Genomic DNA, 22,991 nt, shown 5'->3' with positions numbered 1-22,991 from the left:
GGAAGAAGATGCCCATGCCATCCAAGCGCACCCTCGCCGTACTGATCAGCGCCAGTCTCTCGGCAGGCTGCGTGGTCGGCTCCAACTACACCCGCCCCGAGCTCTCCATGCCTGAGAACTACCTGGGCCAGGCAGCAGTGGAGCAGCGGCATGCTCGCCACAATGCTGACCTCACCACCTGGTGGCCGGGATTTGGCGACCCGCAACTGACGCGCTTCGTAGCCCTGGCGCTGGAGCAGAACCTCGATCTCGCCCAGGCCGCCGCTCGCGTCGCCCAGGCCCGTGCGAGACTCGGGACGGCCAATGCCGCCTTGTTGCCCTCTGGCAACATCAGCGCTCAAACCGCCAGGGCCTACCAGTCGGTTGAGACGCAGCTGGGACAAGTGCTGAACCAGGCAGCCGATTTCGACCGTTACGGTAACGCCTATGAGGCCAATCTTGGCGCGAGCTGGGAGCTGGACCTGTTCGGTGGCCTGCGCCGAGGACGCGAAGCGGCGTTGGCCGAGTACCAGGCGACCGACGCAGGTGCGAGCGCAACACGATTGGCCGTGGCGGCGCAGACCGCGGACATTTACATCAGCATCCGAGGTCTGCAAGCCCGCCTCGACATTGCACACAAGCAGGTACAAACCCAGCAGGAACTACTGACGAGGGTCAATCTTCTTCATAGCAAGGGGTTGGCTGCCGAACTCCAGGTCCATCAGGCCGAAGGGGCGCTCGCCCAGGTTCAGGCATCCGTCCCCGTCCTCGATACGGCCCTGACTACGGCCATGAACGCGCTGGATGTGATGCTGGGCTCGTCGCCCGGCACACACCGCACGGAACTGAGCGAGGTGGTCGCCATGCCGGCCGCTCCGCAGATTGCGGCTATGGGATCGCCGAGTGAGCTGCTCAGACGCCGCCCCGATTTGATTGCGGCCGAACGCCAGTTGGCCGCATCCAACGCACGCATCGGCGTCGCCCTCGCCGAGTACTACCCCAAGCTCTCCCTGAGTGGGCTGATTGGCAGCGCGACCTCGGTGTCCAGCGGCAACCTGTTCGGCAACGCTGCCAGCCAGGCCGCCGGCGTGCTGGGCCTGCGCTGGCGCCTGTTCGATTTCGCCCGCATCAACGCACAGATCGACCTGGCCAAGGGTCAGGAGGCCGAGCGGCTCGCGGCCTATCGGCTGGCCGTGCTGCATGCCACTGAGGATGTGGAAAATGCCCTCTCGGCCCTGGTCAAACGCGAGGAGCAGGCGACCCTACTTGCCAGGGGAGTCGATTCGCTCGACCAAGCGCGCGACGCTTCGTTTACGGCCTATCAGAAAGGTGCTGTCAGCCTGATCGAGGTCTTGAATGCCGACGAAACCTTGCTGCGAGCCGCCGATACCCGCGCACAGGCGCAGACGGAATCGGCTCGCGCAGCGGTCGCCGCCTTCAAGGCCCTGGGTGGGGGCTGGAACGCCCCTCAGGTGGTGGCAGCCCAATAAGGCAAGCTGAATCGACCCGCTCCCAGCCCACCCAGTGTCCATATGCTGCTCCTGTTTGCTGGTTGGTCGGGGCAATACTGCTTGGTCGAACTGCCGCTCCGCAGGCGTGGATTGAGGACATCCAGAATGCCGGGCTACGCAGCCATTGGCGGGGCGGCCCGGTCGCACGACAGACAGCGGCAAGCTAAGTTTGTAGTGACATCATTCGAACAAGTATCCGCAACTTTGGCGAGATGTGCCGGTTCCGGTAGTGCCTTCCCGGCATCGGCCAAAAATTTCGAAAGGCTGCTCCTGGCTGATTTCTACCGGTTCTCACAGCCAGCTCCGGGTCGAGAACAGGCACTCTCATACTCCCAACCGCCTTCCGGCACTCCTGTCCCATGGCGGAGCCCTTTTCGCGCCTCGGCTCAGACCGAGGCGCTGCAGGTGCCGAGGCCATGGGGCGCGGCGCGGAAGGATGGCAGACGCTCGGCGCGCGCCAGCCAGGCGGCCGGATCGGCGCGAAAACCGCCGAGCATGGCGCAGGCTTCGGCCGCCGGCATACGCGCCAGTGTCGCCGACCAGAAGGCATCGTCGAGACTGAAATTACCCTCCACGCTAACCAGGCTGAGCACCTGCTGGCCATGGGTCTGGGCGAACAGCATGGCAACCACCCCACCCACCGAGTGGCCAACCAGGTGCACCGCCTCGCCAGGGAAATGCCGCTCGATCAACCGCTGCAAATGCTCCACCTGCGCCGGCAGATCGATAGCCTCAGGCGGCACCTCGCGCTGCGTGCCATAACCGAGCAGATCGGGTGCCAGCGCTCGCCCAGGAGCAAAGGCGGCGGTCATATCGGGCAGCTGTAGCGTGCCGATCAGACCGTGGATAAAGACGACGGGGCTAGGAGCCTGTCGGGCTTGACCGTTCGTAGCGAGGGAAAGTCCGGATCGAGTCATTTTTGTTGGTCTTTCGAGGCGAATAGCTGGCTATTTAACGAGAAATAGCAGCAAAAATGGCCGAGTCCGGCTTTTCCGCAGTAGAACAGCGTCAAGTCCGACAGGCTCCTTAGCATGGCGAAATCCTTTCAGGGCCAGCAGACGAAACAGCGAGCTTACATCCGCAGCCTGCCAGCAGGACACAGACGCGCACCCTGCACAGGATAATCCCCTACTCCCCAGAACGCCCCGTGGCGTCTGGTCAGCGGAAACGGCGGCAAGCAAGCCCGGGTCAACGGCTCCCCGCCGGCCCCGCGCCCTCTCCTGCCGACTCGACATGCACGCCGCCCCCCGTTTGCCCTGGCGCGATCTCCGCGCGCAGGGTGAGGTCCGGGATTTCATAGGCCCCGGCATTCTGCGGGCGATAGGGAATCGGCGCAGTGCTGAACAGCTCGTCCAGACGCTCCCCGAGCCGACTACAGATCTCGGCGTAACGGGCTTGGTCGATCCTGCCGGTGCGGTAGACCACGAACGGCGGCAGCACGTCGAAGCCGGGGTAATAGAATATGCCGTGATGGATGGGAAACAGCAGCTCGTCGATCGGGCCGTTGATGCCGCGCGGGCCGTAGTGCGACTCCCAGCCACCCGCGGTGACGATCAGCATGGCGCGCTTGCCGGCCAGCGTACCCTCGCCATAGCGGTCGCCCCAGCGGGCGTCGGAATGCTCGCCCACGCCGTAGGCGAAACCATAGGCGTAGACGCGCTCCACCCAGCCCTTGAGGATGGCCGGCATGGAGAACCACCAGAGCGGGAACTGCAGGATCACCGCATCCGCCCACAGCAGCTTCTCCTGCTCGCGCACGATATCCAGGCTCTGCAGGCCATGCTCGTAGGCATTCTTGGAATCGAGGGAGGGATCGAAGCGCTCGCCGGAGCGGCGTTCGATGCTGTCGTCGGCATCGAGCGGTGCCTTCCAGTTCATCGCGTACAGGTCCGAGACCTGGATGCTGTGCCCTGCGGCTTGCAGGCGCTGGATGGTGAAATCCCTGAGCGAGCCATTGAGGGAACGGGGTTCGGGGTGGGCATGGACCAGCAGGATATTCATGGGCTTGAGCCTCCAAAGGTTGCGTGCAAGCAGGATGGCGGCCCGGCCGGTATAGTTGAAATGAATATCTAATATCCCAGGTATTACGATGGCTAATTTCGGAAGACTGGACCTCAACCTGCTGATCACCCTGGATGTGCTGCTGGCCGAGCACAACGTCACCCGTGCGGCGCAGCGGCTGAACCTGTCGCAGCCCGCAGTGAGCGTGCACCTCGCCAAGCTGCGCGAGTTCTTCGGCGATCCCTTGCTGCTCCCGGGCCCGCGCGGCATGCTGCCGACCGTGCGGGCGGAGGAACTGCGTGAACCCTTGCGCCAGGCATTGGAGGCTCTGGGCTACGTCGTATCGCCCGCGCAGCCCTTCGACCCCGCCGAGGCCCGCCACACCTGGAGTGTGATGGCCTCCGACTATGGCGAGTCGACCATCGTACTGCCGGCGCTGGCCGGGTTGCGCGCGGCGGCACCACACACCCGCCTGGCGGTACTGGAACTGACACCGTCGCGCATTGCCCGGCAGGCGGAACGGGGCGAAATCGACCTAGCCCTGCATACCCTCGACGACGCACCGCCTGGGCTGCACGCCCGCAGCCTGTTCACCGAGCGCTACGTGCTGGTGGGCCGCGCGGGCCATCCCGCACTGCAGAGGCCGCTCACCCTGGAGCAGTTCTGCCGGCTCGACCAGGTGATCGTGTCGCCGAATGGCGGCGGCTTTCGCGGCGTGACCGACGAGACGCTGGCGGCGGCAGGCCTGTCGCGCCGGGTGGCGCTCTCCGTGCCGCACTTTCTGTTCGTCATCTCGACCCTGCTGAGCACGGATTTGGTGGCAATGCTGCCGGAGCGCCTGGTGCGCGCAAACACGGCACTGCAGGTGAACGAGCCGCCCATTCAGGTACCGGGCTACGAGATGGTCATGCTCTGGCACGAGCGCTGCCATCGCGACCCTGCCCACCGCTGGCTACGCGAGCATATCGCCGGGGCGGTTTAGCGCACCGGCTGCCGTAGCTCAGCCGCGCACACTGGCATAAGCGGCATTAGGGCCCGACTGCGGAGATCCGCCTCCGCTCCACTCTACCCAGGGCTAAACTCCGAAGTCAGCCCCACTCGTGGAGACTCAGGATGACTGGCAAAAACACGATCTGCCTCTGGTATGACAGCACCGCACTGGAGGCGGCGACCTTCTATGCAGAGACCTTCCCGGACAGCACAGTGGTGGCCGTCCACCACGCCCCTGGCGACTACCCCGCCGGCAAGCTGGGCGATGTACTGACGGTCGAATTCAGGCTAATGGGTATCCCCTGCCTCGGGTTGAATGGAGGTCCTGCGTTCCAACACAACGAGGCGTTCTCGTTCCAGGTCGCGACCGATGATCAGGCCGAAACGGACCGCCTGTGGCACGCGATCATCGACAATGGCGGCCAGGCAAGCGCATGTGGCTGGTGCAAGGACAAATGGGGCGTCTCCTGGCAGATCACCCCACGTATCCTGACCGCCGCCATAAGCAGCCCAGATCGAGCGGCAGCCAAGCGTGCGTTCGAAGCCATGATGGACATGACGAAGATCGACATTGCAAAGATCGAGGCGGCGCTAAAGCCCTGAACGCCGATGCTTGGAGCCATATGTTCGGGTACGCCGAAAGGCTGCCCGGGCGCGCTCCGGGTGCTTGCAGATCGGTGGATTGGGAGCCGTTGTGGCCCATCGTGACGGGCCGGAGTCGGCCAAAAGCGGCCCTTTGTTGAGCTTGCATCAGCTGGGTGCGATTAGGTGTTTGACAGGACTCGGTTCCATCTTGGAATGAGTCACGACTTTCCATTAAGGGCGAGTGCAGTGGTGATAGTCGTTTCCGATTGAAATCGGATAACGTCAGTTGGTTGTCTCCCACCAAGGGGCATATTTCTGGCCGCGACCATCGAGATGGATTGGGCTACCGATGGTGGGCGTCCACAGCTCGTAGCTACGTCCTTTGCTAGCGGTAGTTATACGAATGAACGGATCGTTCCAGTCATGGGGGGCTAGCGAGAATCTGCCAACGTGCCCTGGGGTGAATGCTGCGGCGCGAAGATCTTCAGCTGCCTGTGCAGCCTCCTCGGGATTCATATGCACGTTTGCCCAGCGGGGGTCATATTGCCCTGCGTCCAACGCTACCCAATTGAACGGACCGTAGCGATTACCCACCTCTGTGAAATGCTGGGCATACCCTGAATCGCCGCTGAAAAAGATTCGGCTTGAAACAGTGGTTAGCGCAAAGCCTACCCAGAGCGAGCGATTGCGATCAAACGTGCGTCCGGAAAAGTGACGGGCCGGGGTTGCGTAGATACTCAGCCCTTCCAGAGAAACGGCGTCATACCAGTCGAGCTCACTAATGCGATCCGTAGGATAGCCCCAGGCTTCGAAGTGAGTTCCGACGCCGAGTCCGGTCACAACCTGCCCGACTTTTGACTGCAACGCGGTGATGGTCGGGTAGTCCAAGTGATCGTAGTGGTCGTGCGTAATCAGCAGAAAATCTATGTCCGGCATGTCCTCCGCAGTGTAGATACTGGTGCCTGCGAAAGCCCGATTGGCCATCGGTATGGGGGCAGCATTTGCGCTGAACACAGGGTCGAGTAGGATTCGCTTGCCGTCCAGTTGCACGAAGTAGGATGAATGGCCGAGCCAAATCACCATATCCTCATTTACATCCAGCGCCTTGAGGTCGGTCTTTGTGCTTGGAATCACGCCCTCCGGTCTCGGCTGCCCTCGCTCGCTGACAAGGCTATCTATGAGGATGGAAAGCTCCGAGCTATCTGACGTGTGCAGCGGGCTATCGGTCTGGTTGTGGAAAATGCCATTTCGATAATTCGTTGACTGCTCGACCAGGGAAAGGCGATTCCCTTCGGGGTGCTGGCCGAAAAGCGGATGCTGAAAAAAGGCATAGCCGCTGATTGCGAGACTTATGGCTGCTGCAGCGAACATCAACGGTATACGAGACCAGCGAGTTTTCATTAATGACCTGCGTGATATTTAGGGTGTACGGCAGCCAGAACATGCGCGGGGCATTTACCTGTGGCAGCGAAGAGCTGTCCATTCTGGCCATCCGCTCAATGGCAGGTAAGGTGGGTAATTCGAATGGGTCTATGCATCAGCTTGATAGATGATTGCCGCGAACTTCCATCCATCCAGCCGGGCTGCTGTACTGTGCAACCCGGCAGTCAGTGGTATGGTTCTCGGCTACATATGCAGGGTGTTCATAGATGATTCAGGATTATGATCTGCGTGACCATTTCAGCGGGCTGGTGGTGTTCATCGCAGTTGCGCGCGAGCGTAGCTTCACCCGTGGCGCTGCCCGCCTGGGCTTGTCCCAGTCAGCGGTAAGCCACGCCGTGAGGTCACTCGAAGCCAGCCTTGGGGTGCGCCTGCTAGCGCGTAACTCTCGCACGGTCAGTCCTACGGTTGCCGGGGAGCGGCTGCTGCGTAATATCGCTCCGCAGTTCGATGGGATTGACGCCGAATTGGCAGCACTCATGGAACTGCGTGACAGCCCGTCCGGTACGGTGCGGATCACCGCGTCGGATCACGCCATCCGTACAGTTCTCTCCCCCAAGTTGAAGAAATTTCTCCCCAAATACCCGGCTATCAAGGTCGAGTTGGTCGCCGACAATCAACTTGTCGATCTGGCTGCGCAGCGCTATGACGCGGGTGTGAGGTTAGGGGAGCTGGTTGCCCAGGACATGATCGCAGTACGCATCAGTCCAGATATTCGCTTCGCAGTGGTAGGCACCAAACGCTATTTTGCCGGGCGTGAGGTGCCTAAGACACCGGGAGATCTGGTGCAGCATAACTGCATCAATATCCGCTTGCCGACTCATGGTGGCCTCTGGGCCTGGGAGTTTGAGCAGGATGGCCGCGAGATCAATGTGCGTGTCGACGGTCAGCTGGTTTACAGCAGCATCTTCGAGGTTCTTGATGCCGCTGTGGCGGGCCTGGGACTGGCCTACGTGCCCGAGGAAATGGCGGAGCCTTATATCCGTACCGGGCACTTTGTTCAGTGCCTGCAAGAGTCATGTCCATTGTGGTCGGGTTTTCATCTGTATTACCCCAGCCGCCGCCAACCTTCGGGAGCAATGGCTCTGCTGATCGCTGCCTTGCGCCACGAGCAGTAGGAGGGTCTAGCGCGAACTCGACGACAAGCCGAACAGCCGATCAAACCTGGCAAAGCGATAGGCCCACTCCGGCCCCTGGTCGGTTTCGTAGGCCAGAACGCCAGAGAGCATAGCGAACGGTTCGATGTAGCGTGCAATGCGCAAAGCACCCACATCTACCGGATCGAAACCGATAGCACTGATCAGGTCGGCAGCGATGGTCTTACTGGCGGCATCGTCGCCACAGAAGATCAGGCTCGGGCGCAGAGCGCTATCTCTTGCGGCGAAGACGTCGAACATCACTTCACTTGGCGTGGCCTGAAACGCCGCCACGATGTGCGCATCGGGTAGTCTGGCGGCGAGCGTTTCCGCCCCCGAAATGGTGTGGCCGATCACCAGCTCGGTGTCTTCCGCATTGAGTGGGTTACAACAGCTGATTACGACTTTCCCCGCCAAGGTGCCGCTCTGGCCAAGCACGTGTTCCACCTGCGTCCAATGCACGGCGAGCAGTATCACATCTGCGTCCGTAACAGCTTCGCTCGGTGTAGCTGCTCGTGCGCCTGCGCCGGCATTCTGCGCAAGCTGATCGAGACGCTGGGTACTGCGCGAATAGCTGAAGGTGACGTCATGACCGAGCCGGGCAAACAAGGTGCCCAGATTGCCACCCATGCGTCCTGAGCCGAGGATGCCTATCTTCATCAACTGATTCCTTTTGTGTTGTTGGCCGCTCCGCGGTCAGATCTGGGTTGATCATACGAGCTGAGACGGAATGTAGATTCAGATCAGCCAGCCTAACTATTTTTAACAAAGGCGGAGTGATGTACCTGAGTACGCATCCGGCTATTCGCTGTATCGATAATAGGCTGCTGACGTGCGTTTCTGCTGCTGGGGGTGGTAATGCTGTGCGTTGTTTAATGAATCTGTTGCATAGCTCGATTCGCTGAAACTGGATGCATGAAACCTTGGCTTGCGTTCTGCTAGCGAATGGTTAGCGAAGGATGTCAGGTGCAACCCAGCAGGCCAAATTACTCAAGTCGTGGGGGCGATTACACTTCTCATGTCGGTGATGAATGAATCGCCCCAGCAGTGCTTGCTGAATGGCCCCCTCCGTTCGACCGACAGATCATCGTGAGTTTCCAATGCAGATCACAATTGAAGTTGAAGGTACCACGCTCACAGCAACCCTTGAGGACACTGAGACTGCTCGGGATTTCGCTGCTCTGCTGCCACTCTCGTTGACTCTTGAGGATTACGCTTCGACGGAGAAGATCAGCGATCTACCACGGCGCTTGTCGACGCAAGGCGCGCCTGCCGGTATTACCCCAAAAGTTGGCTATCTGGCTTATTACGCGCCATGGGGAAATCTCGCCATCTTCCATAAGGACTTTCGCTACTCCAGTGGTCTGGTGAAGCTAGGCATGCTTGATTCGGGCGTTGAGCTGCTGCGTCTTCCTGGGCAGCTCAAGGCCACCATCAGTCTCTCCGGTCGCTGACTGTTGGCCTGCGTGTCCACAGGACGAATGCGTAAGGCTGGTAGAACCAATGCTGCGGCCGTTAGCGTGGGTTGCTAAAGTGCTGTCTGACCGATGCAGGAAGCTCATAAGTGCCGAAAGAAAATTACAGCGACCTAGTGGCGCTGATTGCCGTTGCACGAGAGCGTAGTTTTACCCGAGCTGCCGCTCAGCTAGGTATGTCGCAATCGATGCTCAGCCACACCATCCGCGGGCTTGAAGCACGAGTCGGGCTGCGCCTGCTAACGCGTACGACGCGCAGTGTATCGGTCACCGAGGCAGGCGAACGCCTGCTGCGTGCGGTGGAACCAAGGCTCATGGAGATCGAGTCGGAGCTGGCAGCGGTGGTCGAGTTGAGCGACATGCCGGCCGGAACCATCCGCATTACTGCCACGGATCATGCTATCGATACCCTGCTATGGCCAAAACTTGCCAAGATTCTGCCGGCCTACCCACAGATCAAGGTCGAAATTATCGTCGACTACGGGCTGACCGACATTGTGACCGAGCGCTATGACTTCGGCGTGCGTCTTGGTGACGTACTGGCGAAGGATACCGAAGCAATCTGCATCGGAGCGGATCTGGGCTTTGCCGTTGTTGGCGCTCCCGAGTACCTCGCATCTCGCGAAATGCCAAGCAAGCCGCAGGATTTAGTTGATCACGATTGCATCAACCTGCGCCTACCCACTCGCGGCGGGCTTTATGCCTGGGAGTTGAAGAAAGGTAAGCGGGAAGTGAACGCCAAGGTGGGTGGAACACTGGTGTTCAACGGCATCAATCAAATCGTGCAGGCAGCAGTCTCTGGCTTCGGTCTGGCCTATGTGCCGGAGAATCTGGCCCGGGCACATTTGGATGCTGGCCGGCTGTTGCCGGTGTTACAAGATTGGTGGCAAACCTTTCCCGGCTACCACCTGATCTATTCGAGCGAGCGAGAAGCATCGCGTGCGATGACGGTACTTATAGAGGCGCTGCGGCATACTGAGTAAGTGCTTTTTCATCGCCACGCATTAGCCGTTAAGCCAGCCTACGCCGGGGCTGGCTACTTCTCTTTGCCCTCCTAGCCTGAGTCCTCAGGTAGTTTTCTGTGGGTCCTATTGATTAATTGGGCTCATGCTACCTTTTAGGTTTGTTGCGTTTTTAGCAAGTCTCTAGCTTTTATCATATGCACCAAGGCCATGGTGTTGAGGCAGGTCGCCTCGCTCTTCGCCATGCCAGGATTCTCTTTACCCACTCTCCTTGCGCCACAACCTGGCGTTTGCCCTTTTGTCCGGGCAAGCGGCGCTGCGCTTCGATTTTCAGAGGAACTCCCATGTCGATTTCAGATGTCATGCCTGCTTCGGCTAGGTTGCAGATGTGGAGCGCAGTAGGCTCCATGGCACTCTGTGTGGCGATGCTGATCGCCTCCGAGTTTATGCCGGTGAGCCTGCTGACGCCGATTGCCAGCGACCTGCAGTCCACGCAAGGCATGGCTGGTCAGGCGATTTCCATTTCTGGTCTGTTCGCCGTTATTGCCAGTCTGTGTATCGCCCCCATCGCCAGCCGTTTTGATCGGCGTAATGTGCTGCTGTCGATGACGTTGTTGATGTTGGTGTCGCTGGTATTGATCGCCCTGGCACCGAGCTTTGTCTGGCTGATGATTGCACGCGCGCTACTGGGCTTGGCAATTGGCGGCTTTTGGGCCTTGTCCACGGCGACGGTGATTCGTTTGGTGCCTGCAGAGGATGTTCCAAAGGCGTTGGGCATGATCTATATGGGTAATGCAGTGGCGACCGCCTTCGCTGCTCCAATGGGGGCCTATCTTGGGGGCTTGTTTGGCTGGCGAGTGGTGTTTTTTGGCTTGGTGCCGTTCGTACTGATCAATCTGCTGTGGCAAGCCAAGAGCCTACCTTCCATGCCCGCTCAGGCGGCGATCCCACTTACCAGATTATTCGGCTTGCTCAAGCGCCGGAGTGTCGCCTTTGGTATGGCGGCGGTGATGCTGACGTTTGCGGGTGCTTTTGCGACCTTCACCTACTTGCGGCCTTTTCTTGAGGCGGAAACAGGCGTTGGTGCAAGTCAGTTGTCGGTTTTGCTCTTGGGCCTGGGATTGGCCAGTTTCCTGGGTACCTACAGCGCCAGTGCGATGCTGCAAAGGCGCTACCTCTATCCGTTGCTGCGCTGGTTGCCACTGGCTCTGGCTGCCGTGACCCTTGGACTAATGGAACTGGGCCATGCGTTCTGGGCTGCTGCTGCCATGATGGCAGGCTGGGGGGCCTTGAACGCCGCGATACCGGTCTGTTGGTCTACCTGGCTGGCGCAGGAAATCAGCGATGAACCTGAAAGTGGCGGAGGCTTGATGGTGGCTGCTATCCAGCTGGCGATCATGCTCGGCGGTGCATTGGGCGGCAGCTTGCTGGATCATCTGAGCGTTGCGGCACCCTTGGTTGGCGGTGCGGGGTTGTTGATGCTGTCGGCAATGGTGGTGGGTAACGGAACGCGGCTGCAGCGGGCTGTCTCTGCCTGATCGCGGGCGTAGGGTAGATGCTGCGCAAGAGTAAACGGGGTGTTCGTCAACTGCGGCCGAATGCCCTAGCGCCCACCGACTGCGATACCGCAGTAAACATCGCCCCCGTCATAGAAAAAATAGCGAAGCCGACGTGTGAAATCGGCATAAGAAAGGTTGTGATGACCGTAACGGTTTCGCATCAATAAGACACCCCACGCCTTACTTCGCTCGCTCTACCAGCACCTTAATCGGGCCAGGCCTGTCGAATATCGACACATCGCCCTCGACCTTTCCAAGTATCACGATTCCAGGCAGGGGGACGCGACCGCTACGGTAGTAGATGACAAAGTGGTCTGGCCCCCATAGCCCCAAGGTGCCTACGGAGAAATCCTGCTGGCGAGAGGACTGCGGCAGGCCAGCCGGAAGATCCCCCGTCTTCTCTTGTCGCAGGTGGTCACGCATCTCTATCGTGACTGGCAGCTGCTTTAAAAGCGCCCGTGTGGTTTTGTTGTCGTCCAACGTGGCTGTCACATTGCCCCATTCTGAGCTGATCGAAATCTTCTCCTGAGCCAAGGCGGCTCCTGCTGTAACTGTAAGAGCCAGCGTACTGACGGTTAAAAAAGCACGGAGCATATCGGTTCTCCTTATATGCAGCAGCCAGGCACTGCGCCAAGGCTGCCGAGTATTCGTCGACATCGGCTTAACAGCAGTTAATCTGCTGCCCGTTTTGCGAACACTTCCTTGGCTACCGGCAACGCCGAAAACACGTTCGGCCAGCCGGCATAGAACGCCAGGTGGGTGAGCACTTCCGAGGCCTGGGTCTGGGTCATGCCATTATCCATAGCCTTGTTCAGGTGAAAGGGAATCTGCGCCACCTGACCGGAAGCGATCAGCGCGCTTACCGTCACCAGGCTGCGATCGCGCGGTGCCAGACCCGGCCTTAGCCAGAGGTCGTGGAACAGGGTATCGGTGGTGAACTGAACGACGCCGGGGGCGGTCTCGCCGAAGTTTTCCCTGACCAGGGTCTCGCGCCGTGCTTCGGCCTCTTCATCAAGAGGCAGTGGCTCGACCTCGACCTGGGGTAACTGCTCGGCCTTCACGCCATGCCGCTCGAACACGCCGCTGGCGATTGCCACGGCTGCCATGGCATTACCCCAGCCCGAGTAGAACGCCAGGTGAGTGATGAGCTCGGAAATCTCGCTCGGCATAACGCCATTGTTGAGTGCTAGGTCGAAGTGATAGGCCATTTCCGCCTGTTGATTCCGCGCAATCAGGGCCGCCAGGGTGACAATACTGCGGTCGCGCGGCGAAAGCTGCGGGCGGTGCCAGAGGTCGCCCAGCAGGGTATTGCCTGTGTAGTGCTCAAGCGCTGGTGCTACGGCTCGTACTTGCGCCAGTGTAGGCGCGCCAGGATTGGCGAACCCGGCTTGCGGCTGAGCCAGGTCTGCGGCCTGAGCGCAAACCGATGCCAATAGCGACAGCGTCGCTACGGCAGCTGATCGCAGTGGCTGTTGCAGAATCCGCATATCAAACTCCATCTATGTTTGCGGTCATTTCGCGTACTGAGCGTCGCTGACCTGCTCCAGCCATTCGACGTTCTTGCCGTCGAGCAACTCCTGAATGGCGATATGACGCATGCTCTGGGTGCTGGTTGCGCCATGCCAGTGTTTGACACCAGGCACGATTTGAATGACATCGCCAGGTTTGATCACGTGCTTGTCCTTACCCCACTCCTGTATCCAGCCGGTGCCGGAGGTGACGATCAGCGTCTGCCCGCGTGGGTGGGTATGCCAGGCTGAGCGTGCGCCGGGGGCGAACATGACATTAGCGCCAGTGACCCCACTGTAGTCACCAGCAGGAGCCATTAACGGGTCGACCACTACCGCACCGGAGAAGTAGTCGCTGGAGCCCGTTACACTGGGTTGAGCGCCATTGGCGATTACCTTGATTCCATCGGCAAAAGCGTTACCAGTGCAAAGCATTGCGAGCAGCAGAGTGCTCTGAATAGGCTTTTTTAGAGGCATCAATTTTTCTCTCATGCAGTGGGTCAATAAGGCGATGTCGGGGGCGCGATCAGGCATCGGCAAAGCGCGTCTTGGACAGCGGCAGGCTGCGCACGCGTTGCCCGGTGAGTACCGCTACCGCATTGACTACCGCTGGTGGAACGCCCGGTAAGCCCGGTTCGCCAACGCCACCCATTGGAGCACCACTCTCGACTATGCGCACATGTACACGAGGCATACGGTTAGGCGGCAGGATCGCGTAGGCACCGAAGTTGCGCGCTTGGGGCATGCCGTTCTCGTACACGACTTCTTCCAGCAAGGTGGAGGAAAGCCCCAGGGCTACGGCGGATGCCACTTGAGCCTCGACAATCGCCGGGTTGACGACGCTGCCGGGATCAAAGGCCACCCAGACGTCATGCACTACGACTGAGCCGCCCTGGATAGAAACCTCGGCGATGGTGGCCACTTCGCTGCCAAAGGGCGAGGCCATAGCCACACCACGGGCGCGCTTGCTGCCGTCGCTCGCCGTGAAGGGGCCGCGCTTCCAACCGCCCGATAGCTCAGCGACTGCTTGCAGCAGGGCCTTGTGCCGTGGTTTGTCAGCCAGCAGACGCAGGCGCAGCTCGTACGGGTCTTGCTTGCCAGCATCGGCCACTTCATCGAAGAACGACTCATAGAAGAAGTCGTTCATTGAGTGCCCGACCGAGCGCCAGAAACCGATGGTCGGCGGATGCTCAAGATAGACCTGTGCGACCCGTCGATTGGGGATCGCATAGTGCTTGTCGGCAATACCTTCAACCGCCGCGCCGTTGGCTTTGTCGGGCTGATGACCGAACCAGCGCTCGGTAGGGCTTTCCCCTACAGCCTCGGCATACAAAGCAACCGGCAGACCATTTGCATCGATTCCCGCACGCAAGCGTGCCAGGCCCATGGGACGAAACGCATCGCGGAGAAACTCCTCTTCGCGGCTCCAAATCAGCTTCACCGGACGACCAACCGCCTTGGCCAATTGAATGGCCTGAGGGAAGGGATTCGCCGTGCCGTACAAGAAGTGTCTGCCGAAGAAACCACCTAGCGGCGGAGAGTGAATAATGACTTTCTCTGGAGCCATACCGGCGGCTTTAGCTGCGCTCTGTTGGAACAGCTCCGGCGCTTGGTTAGGCAGCCACAGCTCTAGAGTGCCATCTGCATTCCAGCGGGCAATGGCCGATGGTGGCTCCAGTTGGCCGTGGGCCAGGTAGGGCGCATCGTAGGTCGCCTCGATGACCTGGCTGGCATTCTCAAGGGCTTTAGCCGTGTCGCCGATGTCTTCGGCAGCAACGCCTGGACCGGGCTTGGCAGCGAGCGCATCGCGCATACCAGCAGAGGAAAAATCTGCCGGCATAGCATGCGGGGTACCCGGGGCTGCTTCGCTCCAGCTTACCTTCAACGACTCCACGGCCCTGCGGGCTTGCCACCAGCGCTGGGCGACCACCGCCACTGCGCCAGGAAGCCGGTGGATCGAGTGCACGCCGGGCATGGCTTTGACCTCCGCCTCGTTGGCGATAGCGCCTGGCTCGCCACCCATGCGAGGGGCGTGTTGCACAGCTGCTAGCAGCATGCCTTCGACCTGGGTATCGATGTTGTACTGCACCCTGCCGGTAGCTTTGTCGTGAGCATCGAGGCGAGGTACGGACTTACCAATCCAGCGAAAATCTTCCTTGGCACGCAGTGATACATTTTCAGGAGCCGGCAGTGCCGCGGCGACTGCGGCCAGTTCGCCATAGCCAAAGCTGCGACCTGAGGCCGAATGCAACACGCTCCCCGGCTGTGTGCTGAGGCTGTCAATTGGCACGTTTAGCTTGGCGGCGGCGACCTGCAGCAACATATGGCGTGCCGATGCACCGAGGCGGCGCATCGCGTCATAGCTGGAGCGCACCGAAAAACTTCCGCCTGTGAAGCGGTTGCCATTGACCATCAGGTAGTCAGCACCAGGTGGTGCGCATTCCACAGAAAAACGCTCGGGGGCGATATCCAGCTCTTCGCCGACAATCTGTGCGAATGCCGTGTAGATACCTTGGCCGCCTTCAACGAAAGGGCAGCGCAGCAGTGCTGTGCCGTCAGGGCGGATTTCCAGAAAGGCGGGAATGCGGGTGCCGGGTTTGTTCTCGGCAGTCGCGCTCTGAGCAGCCCGCAGTACCTCACCCGGCAGTAGTACGCCCAGTACCAGCGCGCCCATTGAGCCACCCAGGAAGCGGCGGCGGGACAAGTTCAGCGGTTTGCCGTCTGTAGGCAGACTGTCGGTCATCGAGGACATGTGCATGGGTGTCATCTCCTTAACCTTTGGCCAGTTGCTGCATCGCATCGGCGATCGCGTTGTAGGTTCCGCAACGACAAAGGTTGAGCATCGAGGATGCGACTTCTGCTTCGCTAGGCTTGGCGTTCTGTTTCAGCAGTGCCGTGGCAGTGAGCACTTGGCCGGACTGACAGTAACCGCACTGCGGCACCTGAAGCTTGACCCAGGCATCAACCACGCGCTTTCCCACAGGGTCTTCTTCGATAACCTCGATGGTTGTGATGGCCTGATTGAGCACGGCGCTGACCGGCATGATGCAGGAGCGCAAGGGGCGCCCGTCTGCCAGAACGGTGCAGGCTCCGCATTGGGCTGCGCCGCAGCCGTACTTGGTGCCGGTCAGGCCCAGCTCTTCGCGAATGACCCAGAGTAATGGCGTATCTGGGGCGGAATCTATCTGGCGCTTTGTCCCATTAATCATCAGCTCCATGGGTCTACTCCTCGAATGGTTTGGGTTTCTTGGCGTACGCGCCAAGCAATGTGATGTTCGTGTGTATTAGTTCCCAACCTAGACGAGCAAATGCCGACCTAGGTAGGTAGAAAACTGCATGGACTTATGCACTGTATTAATTAATCGATGAATCGCTCTGTCCAGAGTTAGCTCCGGGTGGCTTATCTGAACAGTGCCAAGCATGGTCGGCGCCCGTATTGATGGTGTGTCGCGCGCACATAGGATCGAGGTGGTGATTACCGTGGCGGTCAATGTTTGCGCGAGCAACCACGCATTCATGGGCAACTGGTGGCCGGCGCAGAGTGTTTCAAAATCTGTAGATGCGATGCCTATCCGAGATACTCGGAACGGTAGACCCGGTGTTTGGCGTGGCGTCAAAGGATTAATCAATTTGGCTCATACACCCATGCACTGCTGACCACTTATTCGCTCAGTGATCAGGGTGTTAGCCTCGATACAAGTTTGCTTAGCAATGGCTGTTGTTTCAGCTGTTTTGGTCTGGTGAGCGACGCACTGCGTTATTGCGCTGCGTGTGCATCAAACCACCAGTTTTTTAGCAGATGCTCATTGAGCAGAATTGGATCGCTTGACTATGCAGCATCTGGATTTACAGGTTATCGAGCAGGCGTTGGCCTGGTCTCGCGCAGGGCAAACGGTATGGCTGTGTACGGTACTGGGCACGTTCGGCTCCTCGCCGCGTGAACCCGGCTCGCTATTAGCTGCACGCCGTGATGGACTGCATGTTGGCTCGCTGTCGGGCGGCTGTGTCGAGGAAGACTTTCTCGAACGGCTGCAGGCTGGTGAGTTCGACTGTACGGTTACTACGCTGCGCTATGGCGATCCCACTGGGCCACAGGGCTCACGAATTGCACTGCCCTGTGGCGGCATACTCAAGGTTCTGATCGAGTGCCTACCTGCGGCAGCGGCCACCTGGGATCAGTTGGAAAGCCTGCGCGCCACGCTCTTGGGGCAGCGCCACCTGATCCGTCACGTCGATTTGCGCGACGGCCAAACACAGTTGCACGCGGACGATGGCCTGGGGCCGCGCGTGAGCGAGGCGGCGGATGGGTATTCACTGCAGATTCGCGTCGGTCCGGCCGCACGCTTGATCATTGCCGGCATCTCCCCGGTTTCTGTGATTTGCGCACAGTTCGCCCGCACTCTGGGTTTCGAGGTCATCGTCTGTGATCCGCGCGAGGAGGCGCATAGCCGTTTCGACGTGTCCGGCGTCGAGGTGCGCAAGGAGCTGCCTTCGCAATTCATCGCTGCCGATGGTTGCCATCGGGCCACGGCAGTGGTGGCACTGACTCACGATCCGCGTATCGATGACCTCGCCATGATCGAGGCCGTACGTACGCCAGCTTTTTATATCGGCGTCATGGGCTCGCAACGCACCTCTGCAGTGAGGGCCGAACGCCTGCGCCGTTCCGGCGGTTTGAGCGAGGCTGACATTGCTCGTTTGCACATGCCCATCGGCTTGGCTTTGGGTAGCAAGACACCGGCCGAAATCGCGTTGGCAGCAATGGCCGATATTGTCCGTGTATACCGGGCTCGGCCGCGCGATGAACTCTGAGCCTGTAGCGCAGAGCCTCGAACGCAGCCAGATCGTCGACTCTCAAGGGCGTCGTCTGCGCAACCTGCGCGTAAGTCTGACCAGTGCCTGCAACTACGCCTGTGTCTATTGCGTGCCTGATGGCAATCGTCTGCATCCGGATAAAAATGCTCTGCCGCTGGCCAAGCTGCTGCTGGCGGTGGAGTACCTCAAACAAGTCAACGACCTGCGCACCTTGCGGGTTACCGGCGGCGAGCCGCTGATCAGCCCGCAGTTCGATGACTTCATGGCGGCGCTTGGGCGTTTCGAGTTCGAGGATGTGTCGCTCACCAGCAATGGTCAGCTGTTGTCGCGCAAGCTACCGGTACTGCTGGATGCTGGGATCAAGCGCATCAATATCTCGCTGGACTCTCTGGATGCCCTGGCATTCCGCCGTATTGCCCGCGGCGGTGAGTTGACCGAGGTGCTCAGGGGCATTGACCAGGCCCTCGAAGCCGGATTACAGGTGAAGATCAACATGGTGCCCCTGCGTGGGCATAACCACGAACAGATCCTGCCGATGCTCGACTACTGCCTGGGGCGCGGTATGCAGTTGCGCTTTATCGAATTGATGCGCATGGGTCACTTAGCTCGTGACGGCCAGATGTTTACGCAGCAGTTCTTCGGTATGCGCGAGATCCTTGAAAATATTGCCGAGCGCTACGCGTTCAAGGCTGCGCCCAGTGCGGCGGATGCCACCGCGCAGCGCTTCGAGATTGCCGGCCTTGGCAGCTTCGGCATCATCGCCAACGAGAGCGCACCGTTCTGCGGCGGCTGCACGCGCGCACGCCTTAGCTCAACGGGCTGGCTGCATGGCTGCCTGTCGTCCAGCCGCAGCCACTATTTGGGCGATGTACTTGAACTGCCCAGAGAAGAGGCGCTGGCAGCCATTGGTGAACTGTCCCGGCGTGCGCTGGCAGACAAACAGGCGGAGCGCTTTTCCGGCGACGTGATGATCATGAGGGTAATCGGTGGATAGGAGCCAGGTGGTTGCCGGGCTGGTGCTCGCGGCAGGGTTTTCGCGCCGCTTCGGCAGCGACAAGCGCTGCGCTCGACTCCGTTCCGGGCAGACATTGCTCGGCGCGAGCCTGGTCTTGCCCTGCTCGCAGCTTGAAGACGTCTGGGTGGTGCTGCGCCCTGAAGACGATAGCGCCGCACTGGGTGTGGCTGAGCGTGTGAGGGTGGTGCGCAGCGAGTCCGCCGCACTCGGCATGGGCCACAGTTTGGCCAGCGCTATGCGGGCCATCAGTGAACGGTCGAGGGCGGATGCAGTGGCTATCATCCTTGGCGATATGCCATGGATCAGCGCAGATAGCCTGGGTTATCTGCTCGCTCTGGCATCGCCAGACCATATCGTCGTACCAACCTTCCAAGGGCAGCCAGGACACCCGGTGATATTCGGTCGTAGATTCTGGCCTGACTTGCAGGGGCTGAGTGGAGACGTGGGGGCCAAACCCGTGCTTCAAGCGTATCCGCAGGCGATTCGCCGCTTGCAGCTGAATGACCTCGGCATCCTGCGAGACATTGATACCCCTGGGTTTGTTGAATAAAGACACTGAAAATAAAAAACCGGTCTGAGCGTCGCGCGCTCAGACCGGTTTTTGTATATCAGCCTGTTCTGCGTGGCTGGGAGTTACTTCAGCCCTGCACGAAAGAATGCAGTCAGCTTGTCAAACGGGATCAGGTTGACGCGATCATAAAGATCCACGTGGCCGGCGTTAGGAACGACCACTAACTCCTTGGGTTGACCGGCAAGCTTGAAGGCCTCCTCGCTGAACTCTCTGGAGTGGGCGTTTTCGCCGGTGATGAACAGCATGGGACGAGGAGAGATTGTCTCGATATCGTTGAATGGATAGAAATTCATGAACTTGACGTTGCTGGTCAGCGTCGGCTGGGTGGTGGTCTGCGCCGAGCCGCCCTCAGGGGTGTACTCGCCACGCGCGGTGCGGTAGAAATCATAGAACTCACGCTGAATGGGGTGAGTGTCTGCAGTCAGTTCATGCACGGTGCCGCCCGTGTATTGGACAGCACCGCCGGCGAACTCCACGTCACGCTGCTCGGCTGCCGCGGCAATGATCTGCTTGCGCTGTTCGAGTGTCTGCGAGTGATTCAACGCATTGCGGTTGGCTGCGCCCATGTCGTACATGCTGACGGTAGCAATTGCCTTCATTCGAGGGTCAATTTTGGCCGCGCTGATCACGAAGCTGCCACTACCACAGATACCTAATGCACCAATCCGCTCTCTGTCGACAAAAGACTGAGTACGCAGGAAATCTACCCCAGCGCTAAAGCTCTCTGCATAGAGGTCGGGCAGCACTGCGTTGCGCGGCTGGCCTTCGCTCTCACCCCAGAAGGGTAAATCGATAGACAGGGTCACGAAGCCCTGTTCAGCCATTTTCGTGGCATACAGGTTCGCACTTTGCTCCTTCACCGCCCCCATCGGGTGGCCGACAACTATCGCAGGGTTTTTCGCACTGCGATCCAGGTCATTGGGAATGAAAAGATTCCCTGCGACGGTCATTTTATATTGATTTTTAAAGGTGACCTTCTGCACGGCCACCTTATCGCTGGTATAAAAATTATTAGCGCCATTAGACATATCTGCACCTACTACTGAGAATGAGCTGACTAAAAATCCGAGTAACAAAAAGAGCTTTTTCATTGGTTATTCCTTATTCACGTATTTGCGTGGCAGGCGGCCCATAGATTCTGGGACACCCTATGGGATCAGGTCGCCAGAGTGGCAATGTCGATTACGAAGCGGTACTTGACGTCGCTGTTGAGCATCCGCTCATAGGACGCGTTGATTTGTTCTGCCCGGATCAACTCAATATCCGAGACGATGTTGTGCTCGGCGCAGAAATCCAGCATTTCCTGGGTCTCGGCAATGCCGCCGATCATGGAGCCGGCAATTGAGCGACGCTTCATGATCATGTTCAGCACGTTTGGTGATGAGTGCGGCGAGGCTGGCGCACCGACCATAGTCATGGTGGCGTCGCGCTTAAGCAGGGTTAAGAAAGCGTCCAGGTTGTGTGGAGCCGCCACGGTATTGACGATCAGGTCGAAGCTCTTGATATGAGCCGCCATCTCATCGATGTTGCGTGACACCACGACCTCGTCGGCACCCAGAGCCTTGGCGGCTTCGCGCTTGGACTCGGATGTCGTGAACGCAACCACATGGGCACCCATCGCATGGGCCAGCTTGATGCCCATGTGACCCAAGCCCCCGATTCCGACGATACCCACCTTCTTGCCCGGGCCTGCCTGCCAGTGGCGCAGCGGTGAATACGTTGTGATTCCCGCGCACAGTAGCGGGGCCACTGCGGCTAGCTGCTCTTCGGAGTGGCGGATGCGTAGCACGTAACGTTCATGCACGACGATCTGCTGCGAATAACCGCCAAGGGTGTAGCCCGGCTCATCTGCAGTCGGGAAGTTGTAGGTGCCGACCATATCGTCACAGTAGTTTTCCAGGCCGACTTCGCACTCCTCGCAGTGCTTGCAGCTGTCGACGATACAGCCAATCCCGACAAGATCGCCTGGCTTAAAGCTAGAGACGTGTGCACCAACGGCCGCCACCCGGCCGACGATTTCGTGGCCGGGAACGCAGGGGAACTGGGTGCCCGCCCATTCTCCGCGAGCCTGGTGCAGATCTGAGTGGCAGATGCCGCAATAGGCAATGTCGATTTGCACATCGTGAGCGCCCGTTGCACGACGACTGATCTCTATCGGTTCAAGGAGCTTGTCGCCGGCGAGGGTGCCGTAGGCTTTTACAGTCATGTGGTGCTCCTGTTCATAAATGCGCCATGTCCCAGAGAAGGGATATGCAGTTAATTTATGACAGCCCGCCGCATGCAGTAAGGTGGGGTAATCGGATGCTTCTATGCGCCTGATTGATTAATCAAAATTGGTGCTCTACTGCTACGACGCTTATTGCACCCTTAAAATATGCGGGGTTTGCATATTCATGATGAATACGATCCAGCTCTAGCGAGTGACTGCTTTTGGCCGATTCTGCCTGTCTGCGCTGAGCGCAATGTTCAGCGCTCGGCCAGATCGATACACGGTGGCTGCCACCCCGAACAGCAAGCAGCACCGTATCTAAGCAGCACCTCGTCCATCGCGCCGATCAGACCGAGGCGCTGCAGGTGCCGAGGCCATGGGGGGCGGCGCGAAAGGACGGCAGGCGCTCGGCGCGGGCCGAGAGCTCGGCCAACGCCGGATACTGCGCCGGCTCGATCAGCTCGGGCAGCATCTGCACGGCGAACTGCCAGGCCACCGCCGTGGTCACTGCGGCCTGGTCGATAGTCGCCTCGCTCAGCTCGGGCACCCGCCCCGCCCACTCATCCTGCAGCGCCTGGCAGGCCGCTCGCAGCTGGCCGACCACCCTGTCCAGCCAGGGCTGGTGGCGTTTCTCCTGCGGTCGCAAATTGTGCTCGTAGACCACCTGCACGCTTTTCTCGCAGGCAGCCAGCGCCAGGCCGATGATGCGCAGCGCCCGCACTCTTTCCGCCAGCCCACTTGGCATCAGGCTTCGGGGCGCGGCCAGGGTTTCGGCGTAGTCGAGAATCAACCCGGATTCCATCAGCACGGTGCTGTCGTCGCAGATCAGCGTCGGTGCCTTGACCAGCGGGTTGATCCGCTGGAACTCAGCGAAGGTACTGAACACCGAGAGAGCCCGGTGTTCGAAGCGCAGCTCAAGCAACTGCAGGGAGATCGCCACACGGCGGACGTAGGGCGAGTCGAGCATTCCGATCAATTGCATGGCGGCTCCTTGCGCACAATTACGCTAGCGCCGCAGCTTAGCGCGCAAGGTATGCCTTGCGCACCACTGCGCTTTGCCCTGGCACACGCGGTCTGCAGGCCCGCTGGTCTCGGCCGTAGATCGCCGGCTCGCGGTAATGCCGTGGGCCGGCCTGGCCGCTGACGCGGGTACAACACGTCCAAGGTCTGATGAGCCGAGCGGGCTGGCCGACCGGCACCTACAATGAAGCACTGGGGGCAAGGACGTGGCCTGA

The 22,991-nt window shown here is 59.8% G+C and carries 22 protein-coding genes; 10 read left to right on the top strand and 12 right to left on the bottom strand.

Translation table 11 applies throughout. The annotated features are described in order from the left end of the window. Positions 1 to 14: 14 nt before the first annotated feature. On the top strand, positions 15 to 1,469 hold the full coding sequence (locus tag AACY13_RS06925; RefSeq protein WP_339460956.1) for an efflux transporter outer membrane subunit: 1,455 nt from the start codon (positions 15 to 17) through the stop codon (positions 1,467 to 1,469). A gap of 407 nt (positions 1,470 to 1,876) precedes the next feature. Here AACY13_RS06925 and AACY13_RS06920 read toward each other — a convergent pair whose 3' ends face one another. Together AACY13_RS06920 and AACY13_RS06915 are read right to left on the bottom strand one after the other, a co-directional pair. Then, a complete protein-coding gene (locus tag AACY13_RS06920) occupies positions 1,877 to 2,407 on the bottom strand; it encodes an alpha/beta fold hydrolase (protein ID WP_339460309.1) in 531 nt (176 codons plus the stop codon). Between the two features lie 271 nt (positions 2,408 to 2,678). Beyond that, positions 2,679 to 3,491, bottom strand: a complete 813-nt coding sequence (locus tag AACY13_RS06915; protein ID WP_339460307.1) for an NAD(P)H-dependent oxidoreductase — start codon at positions 3,489 to 3,491, stop codon at positions 2,679 to 2,681. 88 nt (positions 3,492 to 3,579) lie between these two features. On the opposite strand from AACY13_RS06915, the gene AACY13_RS06910 reads away from it, so the two are divergent. Together AACY13_RS06910 and AACY13_RS06905 are read left to right on the top strand one after the other, a co-directional pair. After that, positions 3,580 to 4,473, top strand: a complete 894-nt coding sequence (locus tag AACY13_RS06910; protein ID WP_339460306.1) for a LysR family transcriptional regulator — start codon at positions 3,580 to 3,582, stop codon at positions 4,471 to 4,473. 131 nt (positions 4,474 to 4,604) lie between these two features. Then, complete coding sequence (locus AACY13_RS06905) at positions 4,605 to 5,084, top strand: VOC family protein (RefSeq protein WP_339460305.1); 480 nt, start codon at positions 4,605 to 4,607, stop codon at positions 5,082 to 5,084. 264 nt (positions 5,085 to 5,348) lie between these two features. On the opposite strand, the gene AACY13_RS06900 is transcribed toward AACY13_RS06905, so the two are convergent. Then, positions 5,349 to 6,467 (bottom strand): MBL fold metallo-hydrolase, encoded by a 1,119-nt coding sequence (locus tag AACY13_RS06900; RefSeq protein ID WP_339460303.1) that lies wholly within the window; start codon positions 6,465 to 6,467, stop codon positions 5,349 to 5,351. Positions 6,468 to 6,715: 248 nt separating this feature from the next. Between AACY13_RS06900 and AACY13_RS06895 the strand changes: the two genes are divergently transcribed. After that, positions 6,716 to 7,624 carry a LysR family transcriptional regulator gene (locus AACY13_RS06895; protein ID WP_445262542.1) on the top strand — a complete coding sequence of 303 codons (909 nt, stop codon included), beginning with the start codon at positions 6,716 to 6,718 and terminating at the stop codon, positions 7,622 to 7,624. Positions 7,625 to 7,630: 6 nt separating this feature from the next. Here AACY13_RS06895 and AACY13_RS06890 read toward each other — a convergent pair whose 3' ends face one another. Then, positions 7,631 to 8,302: an NADPH-dependent F420 reductase gene (locus tag AACY13_RS06890; RefSeq protein ID WP_445262541.1), complete on the bottom strand. Its 672-nt coding sequence runs from the start codon at positions 8,300 to 8,302 to the stop codon at positions 7,631 to 7,633. 440 nt (positions 8,303 to 8,742) lie between these two features. Here AACY13_RS06890 and AACY13_RS06885 point away from each other — a divergent pair, with 440 nt between their 5' ends. The 3 genes from AACY13_RS06885 to AACY13_RS06875 all read left to right on the top strand — a co-directional run bounded on the left by AACY13_RS06885 (position 8,743) and on the right by AACY13_RS06875 (position 11,617). Next, positions 8,743 to 9,096 (top strand): cyclophilin-like fold protein, encoded by a 354-nt coding sequence (locus tag AACY13_RS06885; RefSeq protein WP_339460302.1) that lies wholly within the window; start codon positions 8,743 to 8,745, stop codon positions 9,094 to 9,096. A 110-nt stretch (positions 9,097 to 9,206) separates the two neighbouring features. Next, the gene (locus tag AACY13_RS06880; protein WP_339460300.1) at positions 9,207 to 10,100 is read left to right on the top strand and encodes a LysR family transcriptional regulator; all 894 of its coding nucleotides are present in this window, start codon (positions 9,207 to 9,209) and stop codon (positions 10,098 to 10,100) included. 323 nt (positions 10,101 to 10,423) lie between these two features. Beyond that, a complete protein-coding gene (locus AACY13_RS06875; RefSeq protein WP_339460298.1) occupies positions 10,424 to 11,617 on the top strand; it encodes an MFS transporter in 1,194 nt (397 codons plus the stop codon). 201 nt (positions 11,618 to 11,818) lie between these two features. On the opposite strand, the gene AACY13_RS06870 is transcribed toward AACY13_RS06875, so the two are convergent. From AACY13_RS06870 to AACY13_RS06850, 5 genes are all read right to left on the bottom strand, one after another. Continuing rightward, on the bottom strand, positions 11,819 to 12,232 hold the full coding sequence (locus AACY13_RS06870; RefSeq protein ID WP_339460297.1) for a cyclophilin-like fold protein: 414 nt from the start codon (positions 12,230 to 12,232) through the stop codon (positions 11,819 to 11,821). 77 nt (positions 12,233 to 12,309) lie between these two features. After that, positions 12,310 to 13,125, bottom strand: a complete 816-nt coding sequence (locus tag AACY13_RS06865; RefSeq protein WP_339460296.1) for a carboxymuconolactone decarboxylase family protein — start codon at positions 13,123 to 13,125, stop codon at positions 12,310 to 12,312. Positions 13,126 to 13,149: 24 nt separating this feature from the next. Next, a complete protein-coding gene (locus tag AACY13_RS06860; RefSeq protein WP_339460952.1) occupies positions 13,150 to 13,581 on the bottom strand; it encodes a (R)-mandelonitrile lyase in 432 nt (143 codons plus the stop codon). A 91-nt stretch (positions 13,582 to 13,672) separates the two neighbouring features. After that, positions 13,673 to 15,913 (bottom strand): molybdopterin cofactor-binding domain-containing protein, encoded by a 2,241-nt coding sequence (locus AACY13_RS06855; protein ID WP_445262540.1) that lies wholly within the window; start codon positions 15,911 to 15,913, stop codon positions 13,673 to 13,675. Between the two features lie 4 nt (positions 15,914 to 15,917). Next, complete coding sequence (locus tag AACY13_RS06850) at positions 15,918 to 16,364, bottom strand: (2Fe-2S)-binding protein (RefSeq protein WP_339460294.1); 447 nt, start codon at positions 16,362 to 16,364, stop codon at positions 15,918 to 15,920. A 613-nt stretch (positions 16,365 to 16,977) separates the two neighbouring features. On the opposite strand from AACY13_RS06850, the gene AACY13_RS06845 reads away from it, so the two are divergent. Genes AACY13_RS06845 through AACY13_RS06835 form a run of 3 tightly spaced genes read left to right on the top strand, consistent with a single transcriptional unit; the run spans position 16,978 to position 19,526 of the window. After that, on the top strand, positions 16,978 to 17,958 hold the full coding sequence (locus AACY13_RS06845) for an XdhC family protein (RefSeq protein WP_339460292.1): 981 nt from the start codon (positions 16,978 to 16,980) through the stop codon (positions 17,956 to 17,958). Then, positions 17,948 to 18,955, top strand: coding sequence for a GTP 3',8-cyclase MoaA (locus AACY13_RS06840; protein ID WP_339460291.1), 1,008 nt, complete (start codon positions 17,948 to 17,950; stop codon positions 18,953 to 18,955). The genes AACY13_RS06845 and AACY13_RS06840 overlap by 11 nt, the downstream gene beginning before the upstream one ends. 7 nt (positions 18,956 to 18,962) lie before the next feature. Next, positions 18,963 to 19,526, top strand: a complete 564-nt coding sequence (locus tag AACY13_RS06835) for a nucleotidyltransferase family protein (protein WP_339460290.1) — start codon at positions 18,963 to 18,965, stop codon at positions 19,524 to 19,526. A gap of 83 nt (positions 19,527 to 19,609) precedes the next feature. On the opposite strand, the gene AACY13_RS06830 is transcribed toward AACY13_RS06835, so the two are convergent. From AACY13_RS06830 to AACY13_RS06820, 3 genes are all read right to left on the bottom strand, one after another. Next, complete coding sequence (locus tag AACY13_RS06830; protein WP_339460288.1) at positions 19,610 to 20,638, bottom strand: alpha/beta hydrolase; 1,029 nt, start codon at positions 20,636 to 20,638, stop codon at positions 19,610 to 19,612. Positions 20,639 to 20,703: 65 nt separating this feature from the next. After that, the gene (locus tag AACY13_RS06825; RefSeq protein WP_339460287.1) at positions 20,704 to 21,753 is read right to left on the bottom strand and encodes an NAD(P)-dependent alcohol dehydrogenase; all 1,050 of its coding nucleotides are present in this window, start codon (positions 21,751 to 21,753) and stop codon (positions 20,704 to 20,706) included. Positions 21,754 to 22,102: 349 nt separating this feature from the next. Continuing rightward, positions 22,103 to 22,738 (bottom strand): glutathione S-transferase, encoded by a 636-nt coding sequence (locus AACY13_RS06820; protein ID WP_339460286.1) that lies wholly within the window; start codon positions 22,736 to 22,738, stop codon positions 22,103 to 22,105. Between the last annotated feature and the right edge of the window lie 253 nt (positions 22,739 to 22,991).

It is taken from the genome of Pseudomonas sp. EA_105y_Pfl2_R69, from assembly GCF_963970915.1.
In the GTDB taxonomy this organism is placed as follows: Bacteria; Pseudomonadota; Gammaproteobacteria; order Pseudomonadales; family Pseudomonadaceae; genus Aquipseudomonas.
Note: the sequence above shows the minus strand (reverse complement) of the source record. Positions and strands in the feature narration are given on the sequence as shown.

Excerpts from the sequence above, each read along its gene's own strand:
- AACY13_RS06830 (WP_339460288.1), bottom strand. The coding sequence starts at position 20,638 with ATGAAAAAGCTCTTTTTGTTACTCGGATTTTTAGTCAGCTCATTCTCA.
- AACY13_RS06890 (WP_445262541.1), bottom strand. The coding sequence starts at position 8,302 with ATGAAGATAGGCATCCTCGGCTCAGGACGCATGGGTGGCAATCTGGGC.
- AACY13_RS06895 (WP_445262542.1), top strand. The coding sequence starts at position 6,716 with ATGATTCAGGATTATGATCTGCGTGACCATTTCAGCGGGCTGGTGGTG.
- AACY13_RS06920 (WP_339460309.1), bottom strand. The coding sequence starts at position 2,407 with ATGACTCGATCCGGACTTTCCCTCGCTACGAACGGTCAAGCCCGACAG.
- AACY13_RS06885 (WP_339460302.1), top strand. The coding sequence starts at position 8,743 with ATGCAGATCACAATTGAAGTTGAAGGTACCACGCTCACAGCAACCCTT.
- AACY13_RS06905 (WP_339460305.1), top strand. The coding sequence starts at position 4,605 with ATGACTGGCAAAAACACGATCTGCCTCTGGTATGACAGCACCGCACTG.
- AACY13_RS06825 (WP_339460287.1), bottom strand. The coding sequence starts at position 21,753 with ATGACTGTAAAAGCCTACGGCACCCTCGCCGGCGACAAGCTCCTTGAA.
- AACY13_RS06870 (WP_339460297.1), bottom strand. The coding sequence starts at position 12,232 with ATGCTCCGTGCTTTTTTAACCGTCAGTACGCTGGCTCTTACAGTTACA.
- AACY13_RS06900 (WP_339460303.1), bottom strand. The coding sequence starts at position 6,467 with ATGAAAACTCGCTGGTCTCGTATACCGTTGATGTTCGCTGCAGCAGCC.
- AACY13_RS06820 (WP_339460286.1), bottom strand. The coding sequence starts at position 22,738 with ATGCAATTGATCGGAATGCTCGACTCGCCCTACGTCCGCCGTGTGGCG.
- AACY13_RS06925 (WP_339460956.1), top strand. The coding sequence starts at position 15 with ATGCCATCCAAGCGCACCCTCGCCGTACTGATCAGCGCCAGTCTCTCG.
- AACY13_RS06860 (WP_339460952.1), bottom strand. The coding sequence starts at position 13,581 with ATGCTTTGCACTGGTAACGCTTTTGCCGATGGAATCAAGGTAATCGCC.
- AACY13_RS06850 (WP_339460294.1), bottom strand. The coding sequence starts at position 16,364 with ATGGAGCTGATGATTAATGGGACAAAGCGCCAGATAGATTCCGCCCCA.
- AACY13_RS06840 (WP_339460291.1), top strand. The coding sequence starts at position 17,948 with ATGAACTCTGAGCCTGTAGCGCAGAGCCTCGAACGCAGCCAGATCGTC.
- AACY13_RS06855 (WP_445262540.1), bottom strand. The coding sequence starts at position 15,913 with ATGACACCCATGCACATGTCCTCGATGACCGACAGTCTGCCTACAGAC.
- AACY13_RS06875 (WP_339460298.1), top strand. The coding sequence starts at position 10,424 with ATGTCGATTTCAGATGTCATGCCTGCTTCGGCTAGGTTGCAGATGTGG.
- AACY13_RS06910 (WP_339460306.1), top strand. The coding sequence starts at position 3,580 with ATGGCTAATTTCGGAAGACTGGACCTCAACCTGCTGATCACCCTGGAT.
- AACY13_RS06865 (WP_339460296.1), bottom strand. The coding sequence starts at position 13,125 with ATGCGGATTCTGCAACAGCCACTGCGATCAGCTGCCGTAGCGACGCTG.
- AACY13_RS06915 (WP_339460307.1), bottom strand. The coding sequence starts at position 3,491 with ATGAATATCCTGCTGGTCCATGCCCACCCCGAACCCCGTTCCCTCAAT.
- AACY13_RS06845 (WP_339460292.1), top strand. The coding sequence starts at position 16,978 with ATGCAGCATCTGGATTTACAGGTTATCGAGCAGGCGTTGGCCTGGTCT.